This is a genomic window from Helicobacter japonicus, assembly GCF_000762845.2.
GTDB classification, from domain to species: domain Bacteria; phylum Campylobacterota; class Campylobacteria; order Campylobacterales; family Helicobacteraceae; genus Helicobacter_C; species Helicobacter_C japonicus.
This window is the reverse complement of sequence record NZ_JRMQ02000014.1, coordinates 18,433-37,738: the sequence shown is the minus strand read 5'-3', so window position 1 is coordinate 37,738 and position 19,306 is coordinate 18,433. Positions and strand designations below refer to the sequence as shown.

15 protein-coding genes are annotated in these 19,306 nt (G+C 35.8%); 3 read left to right on the top strand and 12 right to left on the bottom strand.

Annotation, left to right across the window (positions count from 1 at the left end):
- The 6 genes from LS65_RS08520 to nikR form a co-directional block, all read right to left on the bottom strand.
- Complete coding sequence (locus tag LS65_RS08520; RefSeq protein ID WP_034360398.1) at positions 1 to 756, bottom strand: HlyD family secretion protein; 756 nt, start codon at positions 754 to 756, stop codon at positions 1 to 3.
- A gap of 15 nt (positions 757 to 771) precedes the next feature.
- Positions 772 to 2,112 carry a TolC family protein gene (locus LS65_RS08515; protein ID WP_034360401.1) on the bottom strand — a complete coding sequence of 447 codons (1,341 nt, stop codon included), beginning with the start codon at positions 2,110 to 2,112 and terminating at the stop codon, positions 772 to 774.
- A gap of 122 nt (positions 2,113 to 2,234) precedes the next feature.
- Positions 2,235 to 3,209, bottom strand: a complete 975-nt coding sequence (locus tag LS65_RS08510; protein WP_034360404.1) for a hypothetical protein — start codon at positions 3,207 to 3,209, stop codon at positions 2,235 to 2,237.
- A gap of 2 nt (positions 3,210 to 3,211) precedes the next feature.
- Complete coding sequence (gene rsfS, locus LS65_RS08505) at positions 3,212 to 3,553, bottom strand: ribosome silencing factor (protein WP_034360406.1); 342 nt, start codon at positions 3,551 to 3,553, stop codon at positions 3,212 to 3,214.
- 41 nt (positions 3,554 to 3,594) lie between these two features.
- Positions 3,595 to 4,263: a nicotinate-nicotinamide nucleotide adenylyltransferase gene (locus tag LS65_RS08500; protein WP_052060945.1), complete on the bottom strand. Its 669-nt coding sequence runs from the start codon at positions 4,261 to 4,263 to the stop codon at positions 3,595 to 3,597.
- Between the two features lie 7 nt (positions 4,264 to 4,270).
- On the bottom strand, positions 4,271 to 4,702 hold the full coding sequence (gene nikR / locus LS65_RS08495; RefSeq protein ID WP_034360409.1) for a nickel-responsive transcriptional regulator NikR: 432 nt from the start codon (positions 4,700 to 4,702) through the stop codon (positions 4,271 to 4,273).
- A gap of 153 nt (positions 4,703 to 4,855) precedes the next feature.
- On the opposite strand from nikR, the gene exbB reads away from it, so the two are divergent.
- From exbB to LS65_RS08480, 3 genes are read left to right on the top strand one after another with little or no spacing between them, the layout of a single operon-like run.
- On the top strand, positions 4,856 to 5,293 hold the full coding sequence (gene exbB, locus LS65_RS08490; protein WP_034360412.1) for a TonB-system energizer ExbB: 438 nt from the start codon (positions 4,856 to 4,858) through the stop codon (positions 5,291 to 5,293).
- Positions 5,294 to 5,296: 3 nt separating this feature from the next.
- The gene (exbD, locus tag LS65_RS08485; protein ID WP_034360415.1) at positions 5,297 to 5,677 is read left to right on the top strand and encodes a TonB system transport protein ExbD; all 381 of its coding nucleotides are present in this window, start codon (positions 5,297 to 5,299) and stop codon (positions 5,675 to 5,677) included.
- Positions 5,643 to 6,374, top strand: coding sequence for an energy transducer TonB (locus LS65_RS08480; protein ID WP_084707871.1), 732 nt, complete (start codon positions 5,643 to 5,645; stop codon positions 6,372 to 6,374). The genes exbD and LS65_RS08480 overlap by 35 nt, the downstream gene beginning before the upstream one ends.
- Positions 6,375 to 6,769: 395 nt before the next feature.
- Here LS65_RS08480 and LS65_RS10455 read toward each other — a convergent pair whose 3' ends face one another.
- From LS65_RS10455 to LS65_RS08450, 6 genes are all read right to left on the bottom strand, one after another.
- Positions 6,770 to 7,261 (bottom strand): c-type cytochrome, encoded by a 492-nt coding sequence (locus tag LS65_RS10455; RefSeq protein ID WP_034360418.1) that lies wholly within the window; start codon positions 7,259 to 7,261, stop codon positions 6,770 to 6,772.
- 47 nt (positions 7,262 to 7,308) lie between these two features.
- Positions 7,309 to 7,554 carry a hypothetical protein gene (locus LS65_RS08470; RefSeq protein WP_034360421.1) on the bottom strand — a complete coding sequence of 82 codons (246 nt, stop codon included), beginning with the start codon at positions 7,552 to 7,554 and terminating at the stop codon, positions 7,309 to 7,311.
- A gap of 2 nt (positions 7,555 to 7,556) precedes the next feature.
- Positions 7,557 to 9,635, bottom strand: a complete 2,079-nt coding sequence (fusA, locus tag LS65_RS08465) for an elongation factor G (RefSeq protein WP_034360426.1) — start codon at positions 9,633 to 9,635, stop codon at positions 7,557 to 7,559.
- Positions 9,636 to 9,650: 15 nt separating this feature from the next.
- The gene (gene rpsG, locus LS65_RS08460; RefSeq protein ID WP_034360428.1) at positions 9,651 to 10,118 is read right to left on the bottom strand and encodes a 30S ribosomal protein S7; all 468 of its coding nucleotides are present in this window, start codon (positions 10,116 to 10,118) and stop codon (positions 9,651 to 9,653) included.
- A 13-nt stretch (positions 10,119 to 10,131) separates the two neighbouring features.
- Entirely contained in the window at positions 10,132 to 10,521 is a 390-nt protein-coding gene (rpsL, locus tag LS65_RS08455; protein ID WP_002955409.1) for a 30S ribosomal protein S12, read from the bottom strand.
- Positions 10,522 to 10,605: 84 nt separating this feature from the next.
- A complete protein-coding gene (locus LS65_RS08450) occupies positions 10,606 to 19,287 on the bottom strand; it encodes a DNA-directed RNA polymerase subunit beta/beta' (protein ID WP_034360431.1) in 8,682 nt (2,893 codons plus the stop codon).
- Positions 19,288 to 19,306: the final 19 nt, after the last annotated feature.

Sequence of the window (19,306 nt, the reverse complement as noted above, 5' to 3'; positions counted from 1 at the left end):
TTATTTTTCACTCTCTAAAATAATCTCCCCATATGAGCCAATTTTTAAATATCCATCATTTTGCACATCTACTTTTACGGCATATACAAGATTCTCACGCTCATCTTTTGTCATTATCGTTTTAGGAGTAAATTCCGCCTCGCTTGCTATCCAAGTAATAATGCCCTTATATTCTTTATACTCTTTTCCAAAATCACTAAAAACCCTCACTTCATCACCAAGTTTTAAACGACTTAAATCCACACTATTAACATAGGCTTTAAGACGCAAAGTCTGCGTATCTGCCACACGCAATAGAATCTTATTTGGTGTGCTAAGTTCCCCACTGAATGCGTATTTTTCTAACACGACTCCATCAATGGGTGAGCGAATTTGCGCACGCTCTATTTGATCTTGAAGTATTTGGAGCTCTTGCTCTAAAAGCGAGACTTTTAAATTTGCATTATCAAGATTCTGTTTTGTCCCAGCATTTGCTTGATAAAGCTTTTCAAATCGCTTCTGCTCTATTAAGGCATTTTGGAGCTCAAGCTGAATCTTTTTCTCCTTTAATTCAAGTTGCAAACTATCAATGTGCCCGAGCAACTCTCCATTTGTTAGCTTATCGCCCTCTTTTACATTAAAGTCTAGGATTTTCCCACTTATTTCAGAAGATATAAGTATCTCATCACTTTCAAAAATACCCATTGCATCAAACTTTTTGCTATCACCACACGCAATAAAACATAATCCCATACATATCATTATTATCAACTTCATTATAAATCCTTCCATTTATTGAGCCTCATCATAATGCCACACATTAAGAATCTGTTTGATATTATAAATCTGCATAAGAAACTCAATTTTTGTATAGTTTTGCTGTAATTTAGCAAGATTTAAATTATTAATATCCGTGATGAAATCATTAATACTCAACATACCATTTCTAAGCTTCACTTCTTGTGTGCGCAAAATACTCTCCCGCAAAGCCACAATCTCATCATTTTCTTTCATTTGCATAAGGAGATTATTTGTGTCTTTTATATGTTTATTAAGTGTGATTTTATTATTAAGATTAAATTCCTCTTTTTGTGCGTTGAGGCGCAAGGATTGATTTTTGATGAGTTCATTTTGCTGTGATTTAGAGTAGAGATTACTAAAATCCCAATTTATACGCACACCAGCTATATAATAAGACGAAAAAGCACCCTTTAGAAAATTAAGCCCGGGATTTGCATATCCACCCTGCACAAATAAATCAATATAAGGTAGATTCTTAGCATTTTCTAACTTTTTTTGTGTCCTTATCTCTAAATCCTTGAGAGCAAAAAATATATTTTCAGGACGATAGGTAAAAACAGAATCTTTGATATTTTCTTCTTGAATATAATGTTGCACACTTTGCAAAAATTCCTTTTGCTCCTCAAAATCAGGCAAAAGTGGATTATCACTCACTTGATATGCAGTAAGCAAAGAAAGTGTATTTATCACTACTTCTTTTTGACTTTGAAGCTCTTGTGCAATTTTTTGAGCATTTAAAATCTCGATATTTATTTTACTTAATGCCTCTTTTTCTATCGCACCATTCCTATAAAGCACATTCAGATTCTTTAAATTTTTATTAAGCTCCTCTATATGAATCTCATTTTGGCTTATTTGCTCATTTATTAAAGCTAAGGCAAAAAATTGATTAATCACAGATTGTCCAATCTTATAAAGGCTAATGCTTACATCTGCTTTTTGTGTGGCATACTGCGCCTTAATGCTATCTTTTTTAGCAAAATGTCCCATATCAAGCACAGGTTGTGCAAGCTCAAGAACGAATTGATATTGGTCTTTATTGAGTGGCTTATAATCAAAACTAAAGTTGTTTAAAGCAGTAAAAGGAAGTGTGGTAACCTCACTTTGATAAGATGCTTTGCCACTAAAACGCAAATGTGGGATAAAGTGCATATTGAGCTGTGTAAGTGAAAGGGCTAAAGCCTTATCTAAAAGCTGTGTATTTTTATAAAGTGGATAATTTTCTCGTGCTAATTTCATATAAGATTCTATATTATGCATTTGGGTTGCATTGTTAGATTCATTAGCCCACATTATAGAAATAAAACTCAATATACATAAATATATTTTCATCATAAGCCCCATTTATCGAATACCAAAATTTAGTCAAAATATAATTTCATTTCTTTAATAAAAATTAAACAATCGTTTGATTTTTATTAAAATCTAGCTCAATCTACGAGATTCTATATTACTTAGAATCTAAACAATGCACTTAAACTATTTTGCCAATTTAACTCATAATAAGAAAGCATATAAGAAAAATTTGATTTTGCTAGTAAATGAAAATTTTTAGATTCTAAAATACCAATGCTTATCTCGCTAAAGATTCCATTACTCATACCTAATCTATCATAGACTATTACCCCATTTGCCAACACACCAACACCAGAACTTGATAAATTTAAATCACTCAAAGCCCCAAAGCTCAATGCACCCTCAAAATAGCGCGTATCCCAAATATTCTTTGCTCCTACAAGCATATTAAAACCGCTATCAATAAAAGAGCGATTCTTGCTCTCGCTAGTCGGAAAAAACGCATAACTTTCCAAACGCACAAAAGGTATTAAGGCATATTTACCAAAGTTAAAACTATACCCATAATCAACATTTAAAAGCATACTTTGCTCATCAAACTCTACACCAGAAATACCTCCAGCAAGATGAGCGGGCAAGGAAAAAGCAAAACCTAGCTCAAATCCTAGCAAATGGTAGCCTCTATCACTTTGTGCAAATAAAATATCAAGTTGTGCTAATGTGCCAATTTGAAAATTTGCATCAGATGAGATAGAATCAGAATCCTGCGTATTTGTATGAGAAAATACGCAGGATTCTGGCTTGAGTGAGGCTTTGGTAAAATTTGTCTGCACAGACAAAAGCACATCACTTCTTTCACTATTGGCTAAGATTCTATGATATTCTAAGCCTACGCCATTGACAGATATGGCAAATTGGTGATGGCGCATATACGCATTAAGATAATGCAAAGATACACTTTGAGTAATGGGATTTTGCTTATCCTGCTTAATAGCATTAGATTTTAAAGAAAAATCTAACTGCTGTGTATTAAGAGTATCTTGCCCAAATGCTTCATCTTGCAAAGGCACAATAATATCTGCACTAAAAGCACATACAAACAGCATACCTTGCAGAACAAATCGTAAAAACATTGTTATTTTTTGCTAAGAAATGAGTGTAAAAATTCCTCTAAGTTAAACTTTTTACGATGATTGGGCGTAAAAATATGAATCATAATATCTCCTAAATCTGCAATCACCCAATCTTCGCTCTCTTCTTCAGTAGCATAAAATATCTCTCCTTGAGGCTTTAACTCACTTTTAAGATAATCAAGCAGTGCAAAAGAATGCTTCCCTATCATTGCACTCACAATTATAACTTTATCTACAATATAATCCTTACCCCTCAAATCAAATACTTCAATATCCTCACCTTTTTTATCTTCTAAAAGCGTAATTATACGATTAACTCTCTGTTGTATTTGTAATTCTGCCAACTATACTCCTTTACTTCTTAAAATATAAAAGCTATTATAACCTAAAGTTTTATATGGGTTTTGATAAAAGTATGCAAACATTGAGGGATAAACTCTAAAGCCTCATCAATATGATTGCTTTGAAGTAAAGAACGCACATAACTTGATGAATAATATGCTATGTGAGAAGGTAAGTTCAAACGCTCAATTACACGCGCATAAGGAACAATATGGGATAATTTTTGAGAATCTTCTTGAGAGATTTCACGCTCTATAAGCACAAAATCTACCATTTCGCATAATTTCTCTACATCTTTCCACTGCCCTAGATTCCTAAAGCTATCTTCTCCCAGCACAAAAACAAGAGGTATATTCGGATACTTATGCGCCATTTGCTCTTTTATAAAAGCTACACTTTGCACACTAAATACACTCTTTTTTTGACACACCTCATAATCACTTACAATAATAGAAGCATACTTTTTATTTTCTATAGTATCATTTATCTCATTAGCAAGGATTCTACACATCTCTAATCGCTCAAAGGGTTCAAAAAATGAATGATTTTTAAGTGGATTGCGGTAATTTGGCATAAGAATAATCTGCTTATACATAGGGTTTTCACACAAAATATGGATAATTTCCAAATGAGCATAGTGCAATGGATCAAAGCTCCCTCCATAAAGTGCTATAAATAAACCTTGAGCAGTATTCTGTATAGTTTTCACCATTGCTTAGTTACTCAAAACGACTTGCACGAGTGAGTTTTGAGAACTTTACACCCTTTAAACCACCAATCTCAATACTAATCTTTTCAATATTGCTCCCCTTGCCACGCAAAATAATTGTTTCAAGGCAATTATTATGGTCTAAATGCACGTGTGTATTACATAGAATCTCTACATTGCCGCTATGGGTGTTAGTATGTTGAATATCAATCATTCTTTGATTTAATTCGCGTTGATGATGGTCATAAATAATTGTTAAAACTGCTACACCCTGTGTATTTTCTGCGCTATTACTCCATATTTCTTCATTGAGCTTTTCACGTATCATATCTCGCACGATTTCTGATCGTGAAGAATAACCTTTGTGGGTAAGACGCTCATCAAGAGTAACAAGGAGATTCTGTGGTAAAGATACACTAAAACGGATAATATTAGATTTCATTATGATGCCTCCTTAAACTAAAACTTCAAAAATTTTAGCGTAAAAAGACTGAAGTGTGAATTTAAGAAAAATTAAAAGTAATTATAATCTTATTTTAAGAATGATTTTTATAATATGCGGCACTTAAATGATTTAACTTTAATTGGAGTCATTATGGAATTTCTTAAAGATTATATAGATCACATTATTTTTGCTATTCTTGGTTTTATGAGTTTTTTAAGTGTATGGTTTAGCTGCGAAAGACTAATATTTTTTATACGCTTGAACCCTGCAGACTATCCAAATGAAGAAGCACTTGAAGAAGCACTAAGCAAGAATCTTACCGCGCTTTATATTATTTATTCCAATGCTCCTTATGTTGGACTTTTAGGCACAGTGATAGGAATTATGATTACATTTTATGATATGGGTATGAATGGAGGAATGGACGCTCAAAGCATTATGGTAGGACTATCAACCGCACTTAAGGCAACTGCTCTTGGTTTGGTAGTGGCAATCCCCACCTTAATTGTCTATAATTGCTTTGTGCGTAAAATGGATGTGCAACTCAATCGTTATAAACTTACTCAAAAATCCACAAATGAGAGATAAAATATGAGAATCCCAAAAAAAGATGGTTTGAATATCGTCCCATTTATTGATGTAATGCTTGTGCTTTTGGCTATTGTGCTTAGCGTATCTACATTTATCGCACAAGGACAAATCAAAGTCGAGCTCCCTTATGCAAGTCAAAATCAACTAGATAAACACGAAAAACCAAGTATAATTACAATTGATGAACAAAATATTATTTATTTTAACGATAAAGTTACCGATATGGAATCTCTTAAAAATGAGATAAGTGCTATCGACAATAAAACACTCATTCAGCTCAAAAGTGATAAAAATGCTAAATTTGAAACTTTTGTTCAAGTAGTAGATATTTTAAAGGAGAAGGGACATGAAAACTTCGGTATTTCAACCAAATCCAAATAATCAGTATCAAAATATGCATAATCTAAGTTTGGAACAAACTTATCAAAAAAACAAGCAAGATACTTTTCTCACACCCAACAAAATAGCTTTTATACTTAGTTTTGTGTTTCATCTTTGCCTTGTAACAGCATTTTATAAACATTTCCATAACTCTGATTTGGCACAAAATGGTGATTATATTACCACACTTGCCTTAGCTACCTTTCAAACTCCATCTAACCAAGAAGTAGAGAATCCTCAACCCAAACCTATAATACATAAAAAAAAGAAGTATCACAAAGAATTTGTTAAAGAACACGGAAAATTTGCCAAAAAAGAGGAAGAATCACTTGCTTCAAGTAAAACTCCAAAAGCTAAACCTGATGAAAAAATAGAAGAAGGAGATAGAATCCAGACACTTTCATTTCATGCAGGAAGCGAAGATGAGCTTTTTTCTAAAATTCAACGTGCCATTGACCGCAAAAACAAATACCCGCCAATGGCAAGAAAACGAGGTTTAGAAGGTGAAGTGGTGGTGGAGTTTATTATTTACAAAGATGGTAAGGTGGCAAATATCCGACTTGTTAAACCTTGTTCGCACGACCCTTTTAATGTTGCTGCCATTAATGCCATTAAAAAAGCACAGAATGATTTCCCACGTTTAAGCGAAACAACAAAAATTAGACTTCCTATCATATATGAACTTGATAGAGTGTAAAGATTGAGCTAAATTAATGATCTTTCCACTCTTTAAATCTTAACCTCTTACATACTCAATAGCTTTAAAGACTTCATTTAGGAATTTATCGCTTAACAAATAAAATACATAAAATTTGGCTTTTAAAAGTTGTAGATGATCCTAAAAGCTTTCAATAATAGCATATCTCTCTATAAAATCACTACCTTTACTCTATAACATTTCTCCCTCCCCCACTCAAAAAAGAATATAAATGCTTTTTATAGATAAAAATCTAGATGCGCTAGTGTATTGTTTTATTTCACAATTACATACTTAAAACATAATACCATAAAGATTCCATACAAAGAAAAAATAGAAGAATATATTAAAAAGGTTATATCAAAGAAGAAAATTCATATACAAAATTACAAAATTTAAAATGAATCAATATATGTTGCTAATGCCTCAATATCTTTGTCACTAAGATTCTTTGTCTGCATATACATTATCACTGAGTTGCCACCTCTACTAAGTGTTCTTGCACGAAAACCTTTGAGTGATTCTATTACTTGAGCTTTATTCATTGAAGCAATAAGCACATTACCCACGCTTCCAGGTGCAACACTTTTACCATCTTTTCCGTGACAAGCTGCACATCGAGCATAAAGTGTTGCCGCATCTGACGTAGCAACTTCCTGCTTTTTCTCATCTACATTAGATTTAGGTTCTACACTCTGTGTATCTTGGATCTGCGAATCTTGTGGGATACTTGTCTCTGTCTGTATGTTGTCTTCTAAAGATGGTTGCTTAATAGGCAGTGGAGCTTGATTGGATTGAAAAACAGGTGCTTCATTGCCTTCTTTGTTTTTTTCATTAGAACAAGCACAAAATAGCGCAACAACACAAACAAGGAGAAATTTATACATAATATATCCTTTTATTTTCTCCTGCAGGGTGCAGGAGAAAAATCAAATTACTGAGCTGCTTCCTCTTTTGGAGTTTCCTCATCTTTTGCTTCTTCTGTGGATTCTGTGGTAGCTTCACCTACTTCTTGAGTAGTTTCTGCTTTATCATCTTTTACCTCTTCCACAGGAGTAACAACTTCTAATTCCTCTATAACTTCAACAGGAGCTGAAACCTCGTCTTTTGCTGCATCATCTTTATTTCCACACGCTGCAAACACCAAACCTAAACCTAGAACAAAAATCAACTTTTTCATCATTAACCCTTTCTCTTTTCGATAATCTCTTTGGCAACATTACTTGGCACTTCACCATAATGGTCAAATTCCATTGTATATGTGCCTCTACCCTGTGTAGCTGAACGTAAGTCAGTAGAATATCCAAACATTTCAGCTAAAGGCACAAAAGCATTTACAATTTTCAATCCCATACGATCGTCCATTGAATTGATTTGTCCTCGCCTTCTGTTTAAATCCCCTATAACATCACCCATATATTCTTCAGGGACCTCCACCTCAACCTTCATCATAGGCTCTAATAGCACAGCATTTGCCTTTCGGCAAGCATCTTTAAATGCCATAGAGCCGGCAATTTTAAATGCCATTTCAGATGAATCCACATCATGATAACTTCCATCATAAAGTGTTATTTTAAAATCTACCACAGGGTATCCTGCAAGAACACCATTTTGCATTGCCTCTTGGATACCCTTATCAACTGCCGGAATATATTCTTTTGGAATAACCCCACCACTAATATTATTCACAAATTCATAGCCCTCACCCGGCTCTTTTGGCTCAAGCCTAATATGCACATGTCCATATTGTCCGCGCCCACCTGATTGTTTTGCATATTTACATTCTTGCTCAACTGCAGTGCGAATAGTCTCTCTAAAGGCAACTTGTGGCTCACCTACTTCTGCTTCAACTTTAAATTCACGTTTTAATCTATCAACGATAATCTCTAAGTGAAGCTCACCCATACCACCAATGAGTGTTTGCCCTGTTTCTTCGTGAGTGCTTACTCTAAAACTTGGATCTTCTTCAGCAAGTTTGCCAAGCGCGATAGACATTTTCTCTTGGTCAGCTTTTGTTTTTGGTTCCACTGCAATCTGAATCACAGGTTCTGGAAAATCCATACGCTCTAAAATTACAGGCACTTTTTCATCGCAAAGCGTATCACCAGTAATCGTATCTTTCAAGCCCACAAATGCACAAATTTCTCCTGCATAAATTTCTTTAATATCCTCACGTTTATTAGAGTGCATTTTTAAAAGTCGTCCTACACGCTCTTTCTTGCCCTTCGTAGAGTTAAGCACATAGCTACCAGATTCTAATTTACCACGATATGCACGCACAAAAGTAAGCTGCCCTACAAATGGGTCGGTCATAATTTTAAATGCTAACCCTGCAAAGGCACCATTATCACTAGACTCTACACTTAGTTCTTCTTCAGTTTTAGGATCAATACCCTTAATCTCTGCGACTTCAGTAGGAGCAGGAAGATAATCAACCACTGCATCAAGAAGTGTTTGCACGCCTTTGTTTTTAAAACTTGAACCACAAAGCATAGGAATAAGACTCATATTTAAACAACCAATCTTAATACCTTTTTTAATTTCCTCAACACTTAATTCCTCACCACCAAGATATTTTTCCATTAAAGCTTCATCTTGTTCTGCTGCAGCCTCAAGGAGCTTTTCTCGATATTCATTTGCTTTTTCTACAAATTCAGCAGGGATTTCTTCGACATCATACTTTGCACCCATTGATTCATCATTCCACACAATGGCTTTCATTTGAACTAAATCAACTACACCTTTAAAGTTTTCTTCTGCACCAATAGGAATATTAATAGGCACAGGATTAGCTTTTAAACGTTGTTTGATTTGACTTTCAACATTATAAAAGTTAGCACCAATTCTATCCATTTTATTAACAAACACCATACGAGGCACACCATATTTATTGGCTTGCCTCCATACAGTTTCACTTTGAGGTTGCACACCACCAACAGAACAAAATACAGCAACTGCTCCGTCAAGGACACGCATAGAACGTTCTACTTCAATAGTAAAATCGACGTGTCCGGGTGTGTCAATAAGATTAATTTGATAATCTCGCCAAAAACAAGTTGTGGTAGCAGAAGTAATTGTGATTCCTCGTTCTTTTTCTTGCTCCATCCAGTCCATAGTTGCTGCACCATCATGCACTTCACCAATTTTATGACTTACACCTGTATAAAACAAGATTCTCTCTGAAGTTGTTGTTTTACCTGCGTCAATATGTGCAGCAATACCAATATTCCTAATTCTTGCTAAAGGAGTTTTTCTTGCCATTGTCTTTCCTTTATACTACCAACGATAGTGTGCAAAAGCCTTGTTTGCTTCAGCCATCTTATGTACATCTTCTTTTTTCTTAAAAGCCGCTCCCCTATCATTTGCAGCATCTACAAGCTCACTTGCTAAACGTTCTACCATTGTGCGTTCATTTCTCTTGCGTGTAGCTTCAAGCAACCAACGAATACAAAGAGATTGCTGACGTGCTGGACGCACTTCCACAGGCACTTGATATGTTGCTCCACCAACACGCCGACTTCTTACTTCTACAAGAGGTTTAACGCGTTCAAGTGCTTTTTCAAAAATTTCAATCCCTTTTTCACCACTTTTTTCTTCAATTTTATCAAATGCAGCATAAATAATTTTTTCACTCACACTCTTTTTGCCATCAAGCATCATTTTATTGATAAATTTTGTTACTACCTTATTATTGTAAATTGGATCACCCAAAACTTCTCTTACAGGAGCCTTTCTTCTTCTCATTCTCTATCCTTATCTATTTTTTATCGCCACCGGCTTTAGCTTTTTTAGCACCATACTTACTACGAGAGACACTTCTTTTAGCAACACCTGCGGTATCTAATGCACCACGAATGATGTGATACTTTACACCCGGTAAGTCTTTTACACGCCCACCTCTTACAAGAACAATAGAGTGCTCTTGAAGATTATGCCCTTCACCAGGAATATAACTAATGACTTCTACCTTAGAAGTGAGCTTTACTTTAGCAACTTTTCTGAGTGCGGAGTTTGGTTTCTTAGGTGTAGTAGTATAAACACGTGTGCATACTCCTCTTCTCTGTGGGCATTCTAACAATGCTGGAGACTTTGTCTTGCGAATAACCTTCTTTCTTTCTTTTCTAATAAGCTGATTTATGGTTGGCACTGATATTTCCTTTACACAAAATTAAAAATGCGGGATTTTACCCAATAAAAACTTTTATTTCTCTTAGAAACGAGGAAAAATTCTCTATTCTTCCTCATTATCCTCGTCCCCTTGTTCTTCATACTTGTAATTGAATTTTTTATTCTTATACAAGCCCGTTCCCACAGGTATCATACGACCAAGAACAACATTTTCTTTAAGGTCATCAAGCGTATCTTTTTTGGCTGCAATACTTGCTTCTGTTAGCACTTTTGTTGTTTCTTGGAAAGATGCAGCAGAAATAATAGAATCGCTTCCAATAGCGGCACGGGTAATACCAAGCAATACAGGTTCAGCTATTGCTGGCTCTCCACCAATATTTAAGATTCTCTCATTTTCCTCTTTGAAATGTCGCTTACTTACTAAATCACCCTCAATAAATTTTGTATTGCCACTATCAACAATCTTAACTTGTCGCAACATTTGAGAAACAATGATTTCAATATGTTTATCAGCAATACTCACACCTTGCCTACGATACACTTGTTGCACTTCGCTCACGATATACTTATGAAGCTCTTTTTCACCACTAATACGCAAAATATCATGGCTTGAGATTACACCATCAGTCATTGCTTCCCCAGCGTGAATAAATTCTTGCTCATGCACAAGAATCTTCTTGCTCTTATCTACCACATATTCTGCACTTCTACCATCAGCTGCAGTAACAATAATACGCTCTTTACCACGTATTGGCTTACCAAAACTCACTGTTCCATCAAGCTCAGAGAGAATAGCTGTATTTTTTGGCTTTCGTGCTTCAAATAACTCAGTAACGCGTGGGAGACCACCTGTAATGTCTTTAGATTTTGCCAATGCTTTAGGCACCTTAGCAATAATATCTGCTACCTCTACCTTATCACCATCATTGATAGCAATAGATGTACGAGATTCTAAACGATAGCTTATTTCCTTACCATCTTTAGTGGTAATAACAAGCATAGGCTTATAACCCGTAGGAATATACTCGTTAATTACGAGATTTTTCTGATGCGTATTCTCATCTTCTTGCTCACTCACAGTAAGTCCAGCAATAATATCCTTAAATGACACAACTCCAGCTTGGTCAGCAATAATCGGCTCACTATAAGCATCCCATTCAGCAACAATAATTTGTTCCGTAGAAGTAGGCTCAGAAATAAGTGTATTCACATCTACTACACTATTATCATCAACAAGAATCTTAGATGTCCGTGCTATATAATGACGAATAGCTTCTCTATCATTTTTATCAGCAATTACAGCAAACATACCTTTTTCAGATACTACCATACCCGCTTTTACATCGTGATTACGCTCCAGTGTATCTGCACGAAGTGTATAAAATTTCACAACACCTTTTTCTTTTGCAGTAATTTTTTGAGAAATTGGTGCATTATCCTCAACTTTTAATTCACTTCCATATGGAATCCGTGTTGGCACATTCCAACTATCCATAATTGTATCTACGATACTTCCACCTGCTTTAACCTTATAGCCACTCTCGTGAGGCACAAGCAATTTACCTTCAAGTTTTCCTGACACACCAGCAAGTTCATTTTGTTTTGCCACATCATCTTTTCTTAAGCGATAAGTTGCGGAACGCTTTTTGTCGCCCATAATTGTAATATGCACTTCATCATGCACATTTTCTACTTGAAGCTCTCCATCAAATTCTGCCTTAATACACGGCTCAACAACAAGAATAGCAGCATTTCTACGATTTGCTACAATCTTTTGTCCTTTATTATTCGTGTAAGTGCGGATATTATAATACCTTATAAAGCCCTCTTTCTTTGCAATAATCTGCTTTTCTTCTGTGCTTCTACTTGCTGTCCCACCCACGTGAAATGTTCTCAATGTGAGCTGTGTGCCAGGCTCGCCAATACTTTGTGCAGCAAGCACTCCTACCGCTTCACCAGGCTTAACCATTTTAGATTCACCAAGATTTAATCCATAGCATTTCGCACATACGCCTTTTGGTGCTTTACAAGTTACAGGTGTGCGTATCATTACAGATTTTACATTTGCTTCTTTAATACGTCTTGCCATCACACTATCAATCAATACACCTTCACTCAAAAGAATCTCATTAGTAATAGGGTCAATAATGTCTCTTGCCAGCACGCGTCCGACTACACGTTCTTCAAGTGGTTCAATCATATCACTTCCCACTGTGATGTCTGTAATCTCTACACCCTCGTGTGTGCCACAATCATCAATCGTAACTTTCATATTTTGGCTCACATCAATAAGCTTTCTTGTAAGATACCCAGCATTCGCTGTTTTCAATGCTGTATCAGCTAGACCTTTTCTCGCACCGTGTGTAGAATTAAAATATTCTAACACATTCAAACCTTCTTTAAAATTTGAAGTAATTGGTGTTTCAATAATCGTGCCATCAGGTTTTGCCATAAGTCCTCTCATAGCAGAAAGCTGACGAATCTGTGCTTCACTTCCTCTCGCTCCAGAATCTGCCATCATATAGATAGAATTAAAGCCTTCTTTATCATTTTTGACTTTTTCCATCATTAATTTGCCCATTGCTTCGCTCGTTTCTGTCCAAATATCAATGCTCTTATTATATCGCTCTTGTGCAGTAAGGAGTCCTTGTTCAAATTCGCTTTGAATCTGCTTAATCTTTGCCTTAGCCTCATCAATCATAGACATTTTATTTTGAGGAATAATAATATCTGCTGCCGAAATAGAAATACCTGCTTTAGTTGCATATTTAAAACCAAGATTCTTAAGATTATCAAGGAAAGTAGCTGTAATGCCTAACCCTCCCTCTTTATACACATAATCAATTAATGTGCCGATATCTTTTTTCTTCATTGTCTTATTCCATAGACCTAGTGGCACAAAATCAGGCAAAATTGAACTTAGAATCATACGCCCAGCAGTCGTATCAATTACACGACGCTCATACACGGTCTTAATACGCGCATTAATATCAAGCTCACCCATTTCAATAGCCATAACAATCTCATCAATACTTGCAAGAATCTTATGTTCACCTTTCACACCTTTTTTCTCAAGCGAGAGATAATACAAGCCCAAAACCATATCTTGACTTGGCACAGCTACAGCTTTTCCACTTGCTGGAAGCAAAATATTCATTGAGCTCAGCATCAAAACTTTACATTCTGCAATTGCTTCTTGTGAAAGAGGCACATGTACAGCCATTTGGTCTCCATCAAAGTCTGCATTAAATGCCGAACATACAAGTGGATGTAACTGAATCGCCTTACCATCAATAAGTTTAGGGTGAAAAGCTTGAATAGATTGTTTATGCAAAGTCGGCGCACGATTAAGAAGCACTGGATATCCATTCACAATTTCTTGCAAACACTCCCACACTTCATTTGTTTTTTGATTAACCATTTTGACTGCTTGTTTCAGTGTAGTCGCATAGCCCTTCTCTTCAAGTTTAGCAAATAAATGTGGTTTAAAAAGTTCTAATGCCATATTTTTAGGCAATCCACATTGATCCATTTTGAGATTTGGTCCCACAACAATAACACTTCTTCCAGAGAAATCCACACGCTTACCAAGGAGATTCTGTCGGAATCTTCCTTGTTTTCCTTTGATAATCTCCGACAAAGATTTAAGAGGTCGCTTATTTGCCCCTTTAACAGCATTTGCGTTTCTTCCATTATCAAAAAGTGCATCAACGGCCTCTTGAAGCATTCTTTTTTCATTTCTTACAATAATCTCTGGTGAATCAAGCTCAATAAGTCGCTTCAAACGTTGATTACGATTGATAACACGGCGATATAAATCATTCACATCACTTACAGCAAATTTTCCACCATCAAGCGCAACTAAAGGACGTAAGTCTGGTGGCAATACAGGTAATATTGTAAGCATCATCCACTCTGGACGATTCCCAGAGCTAATGAAGCTTTCTACAACTTTAAGACGTTTTACAATAGTTTTTTTCTTCGCTTCTGAATTCGTAGAGCGAATCTCTTCACGTAAAGTATTTAAAAGCGTTACCAAATCAAGCTCTTCAAGTAATTCTTTAATTGCTTCTCCACCCATTTGAGCGACAAAACCTGTATGTTCAAAGCGTTGATTAATGCTTTGGAATTGCTCTTCATTCAATACATCATACTTCATAATAGGCTTTGAACCTTCATTATCGTAGAATGCTTCACCAGGCGATCTTACAATATACGCTTCATAATAAAGCACACGTTCTAAATCTTTCATTTTAACGCCAAGCAAAGTGCCAATACGGCTAGGCAATGAGCTTACATACCAAATATGTGCCACGGGTGCAACAAGTTCAATATGCCCCATTCTTGAACGGCGCACTTTTGCCTTTGTAACCTCAACACCACATTTTTCGCATATAACGCCTTTATAACGCATTTTCTTATATTTACCACAAAGACACTCATAATCACGTACTGGACCAAAAATTTTAGTGCAGAATAGTCCATCTCTTTCTGGTTTTAATGTGCGATAGTTAATTGTTTCAGGTTTTTTTACTTCACCGTGGCTCCAAGAGAGAATCTTCTCTGGACTTGCCAATACAAGCTGGAATGAATTAAAATCTTTTGGTCGTTCATCTTCTTTAATAGTAATAGGTAGAGGCATACCATTCTCATCTACATCATCGCCATAAATATTAACATCAAGTGTAAGGGATTGAAGCTCTTTTGTTAAAACATAAAAAGTTTCTGGTATTTCAGATTCTCCAACATATTCACCCTTTGTAATTGCCTTATATGCAGATTTTCGACCTTCTGTGTCATCAGATTTAATTGTCAGCATTTCTTTGAGCGTATGAGCTGCACCATAAGCTTCAAGTGCCCATACCTCCATTTCTCCAAATCGTTGCCCACCAAACAACGCCTTTCCACCCACAGGCTGCTGTGTAACCAATGAATAAGGTCCTGTGCTTCTTGCATGAACTTTTTCATCAACCAAATGATGAAGTTTAAGCATATACATATAGCCTACATTGACACGCTCACGCATTTTTTCGCCTGTTTTACCATCATAAAGCTCTGTTTTACCATCAGTATCAATCTTTGCTAATTCAAAAAGCTTATCAAATTGCTCTTGCTTAATACCCTCAAATACAGGTATAGCAAATTTTACACCCTTGCTCCAATCTCGTGCATAATGAATCAACATTTCATCATCAATACGCTTAAGAAAATCAACCATTGATTTATCATTAGGATTCACAGCTTGAGCAACTGCAATCATCTTTGTGCGTAATGTATCAAGCCATTGTTGTGATTGTGAAGTAAAAATATCCTCAATTTGCTTCCCAAGATTCTTACCTACAAGTCCCAAATGCACTTCTAGAATCTGTCCAATATTCATACGACTGGGCACACCAAGTGGATTAAGCACAATATCTACAGGTTCTCCATCAAGAGTATAAGGCATATCCACCATAGGCACAATATTAGACACAATACCCTTATTTCCGTGTCGCCCTGCCATCTTATCACCCACTTTAAGTTTGCGTTTTGTAGCAATATAAATTTTCACAAGTTTCACAACACCGCTTGGTAAAATATCATCTTTTTCTAAAATTGAAAGCTTTTCCTCGTGTTCTTCGCCAAGTGTTTTCTTTTGTTCTAAAAAATTTGTTTTGATTTGCTCATAACGCGCCTGAACCTCTTTAGAATAGCTCTTAAGAAGAATGCTTAATGTAAAAGGATTAAACGCATTAAGTTCTTCTTTTGAAATCTGTGTGCCTTTTTTGAAAACTTTATCAGAAACTTTTGCATCACTTGCAAGTTTTTCTTTAGAAAGCATAAGCGAGATTCTTAAGCTCTCCTCTTGCTGAATCATTGTCAAGCGGTCGTGATGCTCAATATCAAGCACTCGTTTTTCTTCATCGTGAGCACTTATAGCGCGTGCATCTTTTTCATAGCCTTTTTTTGTAAAAATTTTTACATCTACCACGGTTCCTTCAAGTGAAGGCGGACAATATAGAGATTTATTAACAACGTGTCCTGCTTTTTCACCAAAAATAGCACGCAAAAGTCGCTCTTCAGGCGTAGGCTTTACTTCACCCTTAGGAGAAACCTTTCCTACAAGTATCATACCTGCGCTTACATAAGTCCCAATGCGAACTATTCCACTCTCATCAAGATGTGCAGTCTCAGATTCTTTTGTCCCCGGAATATCAGCTGTAATTTCTTCGAGTCCATGTTTAAGCTCACGTGCTTCTATTTCTTTTTCATAAATATGAATTGATGTAAAAGCATCTTCTTTAATAAGTTTCTCACTCACCACAATTGCATCTTCAAAGTTATAACCATTCCACGGCATAAAAGCAACGCGTATATTTTTACCTAATGCCAATTCACCATTATCCATACTCGGACCATCAGCGATGATTTGCCCCTGCTCTACTTTATCACCTTGTCGCACAATGGGTTGTTGGGAAAAACAAGTGTTTTGGTTAGTGCGGAGATTCTTACCAAGATGATAATGATCAATATATGCACCATTATCATCTTCTCCAAGAATATAAATATTTTTAGAATCTACTCTCTCTACAATACCGCTACGAGTGGCTTTAATTGCTTCCCAAGAATCACGAGCGATGATTTGCTCAATCCCTGTCCCTACCACAGGTGCATCGGGCTTAAGTAAAGGAACAGCTTGTCGTTGCATATTTGAACCCATAAGAGCTCTATTAGCGTCATCGTGTTCAAGGAAAGGAATAAGCGAAGCTGCTACACCTACAAGCATACGAGGACTTAAGTCAATGAGTTGCACGCGAGATTTTTCATTAAGAATAATTTCTCCATCTTTACGCGTTTCAATCAAATCTTCAACAATACGTCCATCTTTATCTACTGCTGTGCTTGCAGGAGCAATAACAATACCTTCCTCTTGAGCGGCTGTAAGATATACAATTTCATTAGTAACAACACCATTTTCTACTTTCTTATAAGGAGCCTCAATAAATCCTAAATCATTAACACGTGTATAGGTAGAAAGCGTATTAATCAAACCGATATTTTGCCCTTCTGGTGTTTCAATCGGACAGATTCTTCCATAATGTGTGGGATGCACATCACGAGCTTCAAAACCTACCCTATCTTTCACAAGTCCGCCCTCACCAAGTGCTGAAAGTCGGCGTTTATGCGTAACCTCTGAAAGTGGGTTGGTTTGATCCATAAACTGGGAAAGTTGCCCACCCGTGAAAAACTCCATAATAGTGCTTGTAATCATCTTACCATTAATCAAATCGTGTGGCATCATTGTTTCAAATGAGCCACTTAAAGAAGTTAGTTTATCGCGGATAGCTTTTTGCATTTTTACAAGCCCTGTATGCAACTCATTAGCTAAAAGCTCGCCAATAGAGCGGATTCTACGATTACCCAAATGATCTCTATCATCGATTTTACCCAAACCATTTTTTACTTTAAGGAGATATTGGATTGTTTTAATAATATCCTCGTGTGTAAGCACCGTAACATAATCAGGCACATTAATTTGAAGCTTATGATTCATTTTCATACGACCGACACGAGTTAAGTCATATCGTTCAGAATCAAAAAATAATTGCCTTACAAAACTTTTCGCAACTTCTTTTGTTACAGGCTCACCCGGACGCATAACCTTGTAGATTCTAATCGCAGCGAGTTCATTTTCATCATCAATTTTTTCACTTTGGCGAAGCATTTTTAAAGATTCTGAATCTGCAATAAATGAATTGATAATGGAGCTATCCACGCCAACAGCACTATCATTAGCCACCACAAATTCATTAATTTTTAATTCAAGGAGCTTTTTAAGTTTATTTTCATCAAGCTGTGTCAATGTATCAAAAATTACTTCACCTTGTGCATTCATTACCGGCTCTGCAAGAAATTTATTTGCAAGATTCTCAATTGGGTATTCAATCAAATCAATTTTTGATTCTTTAAGTTCTTTAATTTTTTTAGCTGAAAGTCGCTTGCCTGAAGCTACTAAAAGATTGCCTTTTGCATCTTTAATATCAAATTCTGCACGATTGCCAATACTATCTATATCAAATGGAATAAGATATTTGCCACTTTTGTATTTGACGTTCTGCAAAGGATAGAAAATTTTAAGAATATCTTGTTTATTATATCCCATAGCACGCAAAATAATTGTTACAGGAACTTTACGACGTTTATTAATACGTGCATAAAGCACATCTTTAGAATCATATTCAAAATAGAGCCACGAACCTCTATCAGGAATAATTTGCCCTGTATAAATAAGCTTGTTTGATGAAGTGCTCGATTCTTCTTCTTTAAAAATTACACCTGGACTACGATGGAGCTGATTAACCACAACGCGTTCAACACCATTAATAATAAAACTTGTTCTATCCGTCATAAGTGGAATATCACGCACAAAGACATTTTGCTCTTTTACATCTTTTACACCAAGTCTTTCACCTGTCTTTTCGTCTTTTTCCCAAAGCACAAGGCGAATTTTAAGCTGCAGTGAAATCGCATAAGTTACACCGCGCACCATCGCTTCATTTGTTGTATATTTTGGTTTGCCAAACTTACACCCTGCATATTCAAGTGTAACACGATTCTGATTATCTTGGATAGGAAAAACAGACTTAAATACCCTCTCAATGCCAGATTCTTTATCATTATCAACACAAAGAAAATCATTATAACTATTTCTTTGAAGCAGTAAAAGATTAGGAACATCAATACTTTGAGGATTTTTTGTAAAATCAGCACGGAGTCTATGTTTAAGTTTTGTGTTATGTGTCATAAGTTGTATCCTTCTTTTT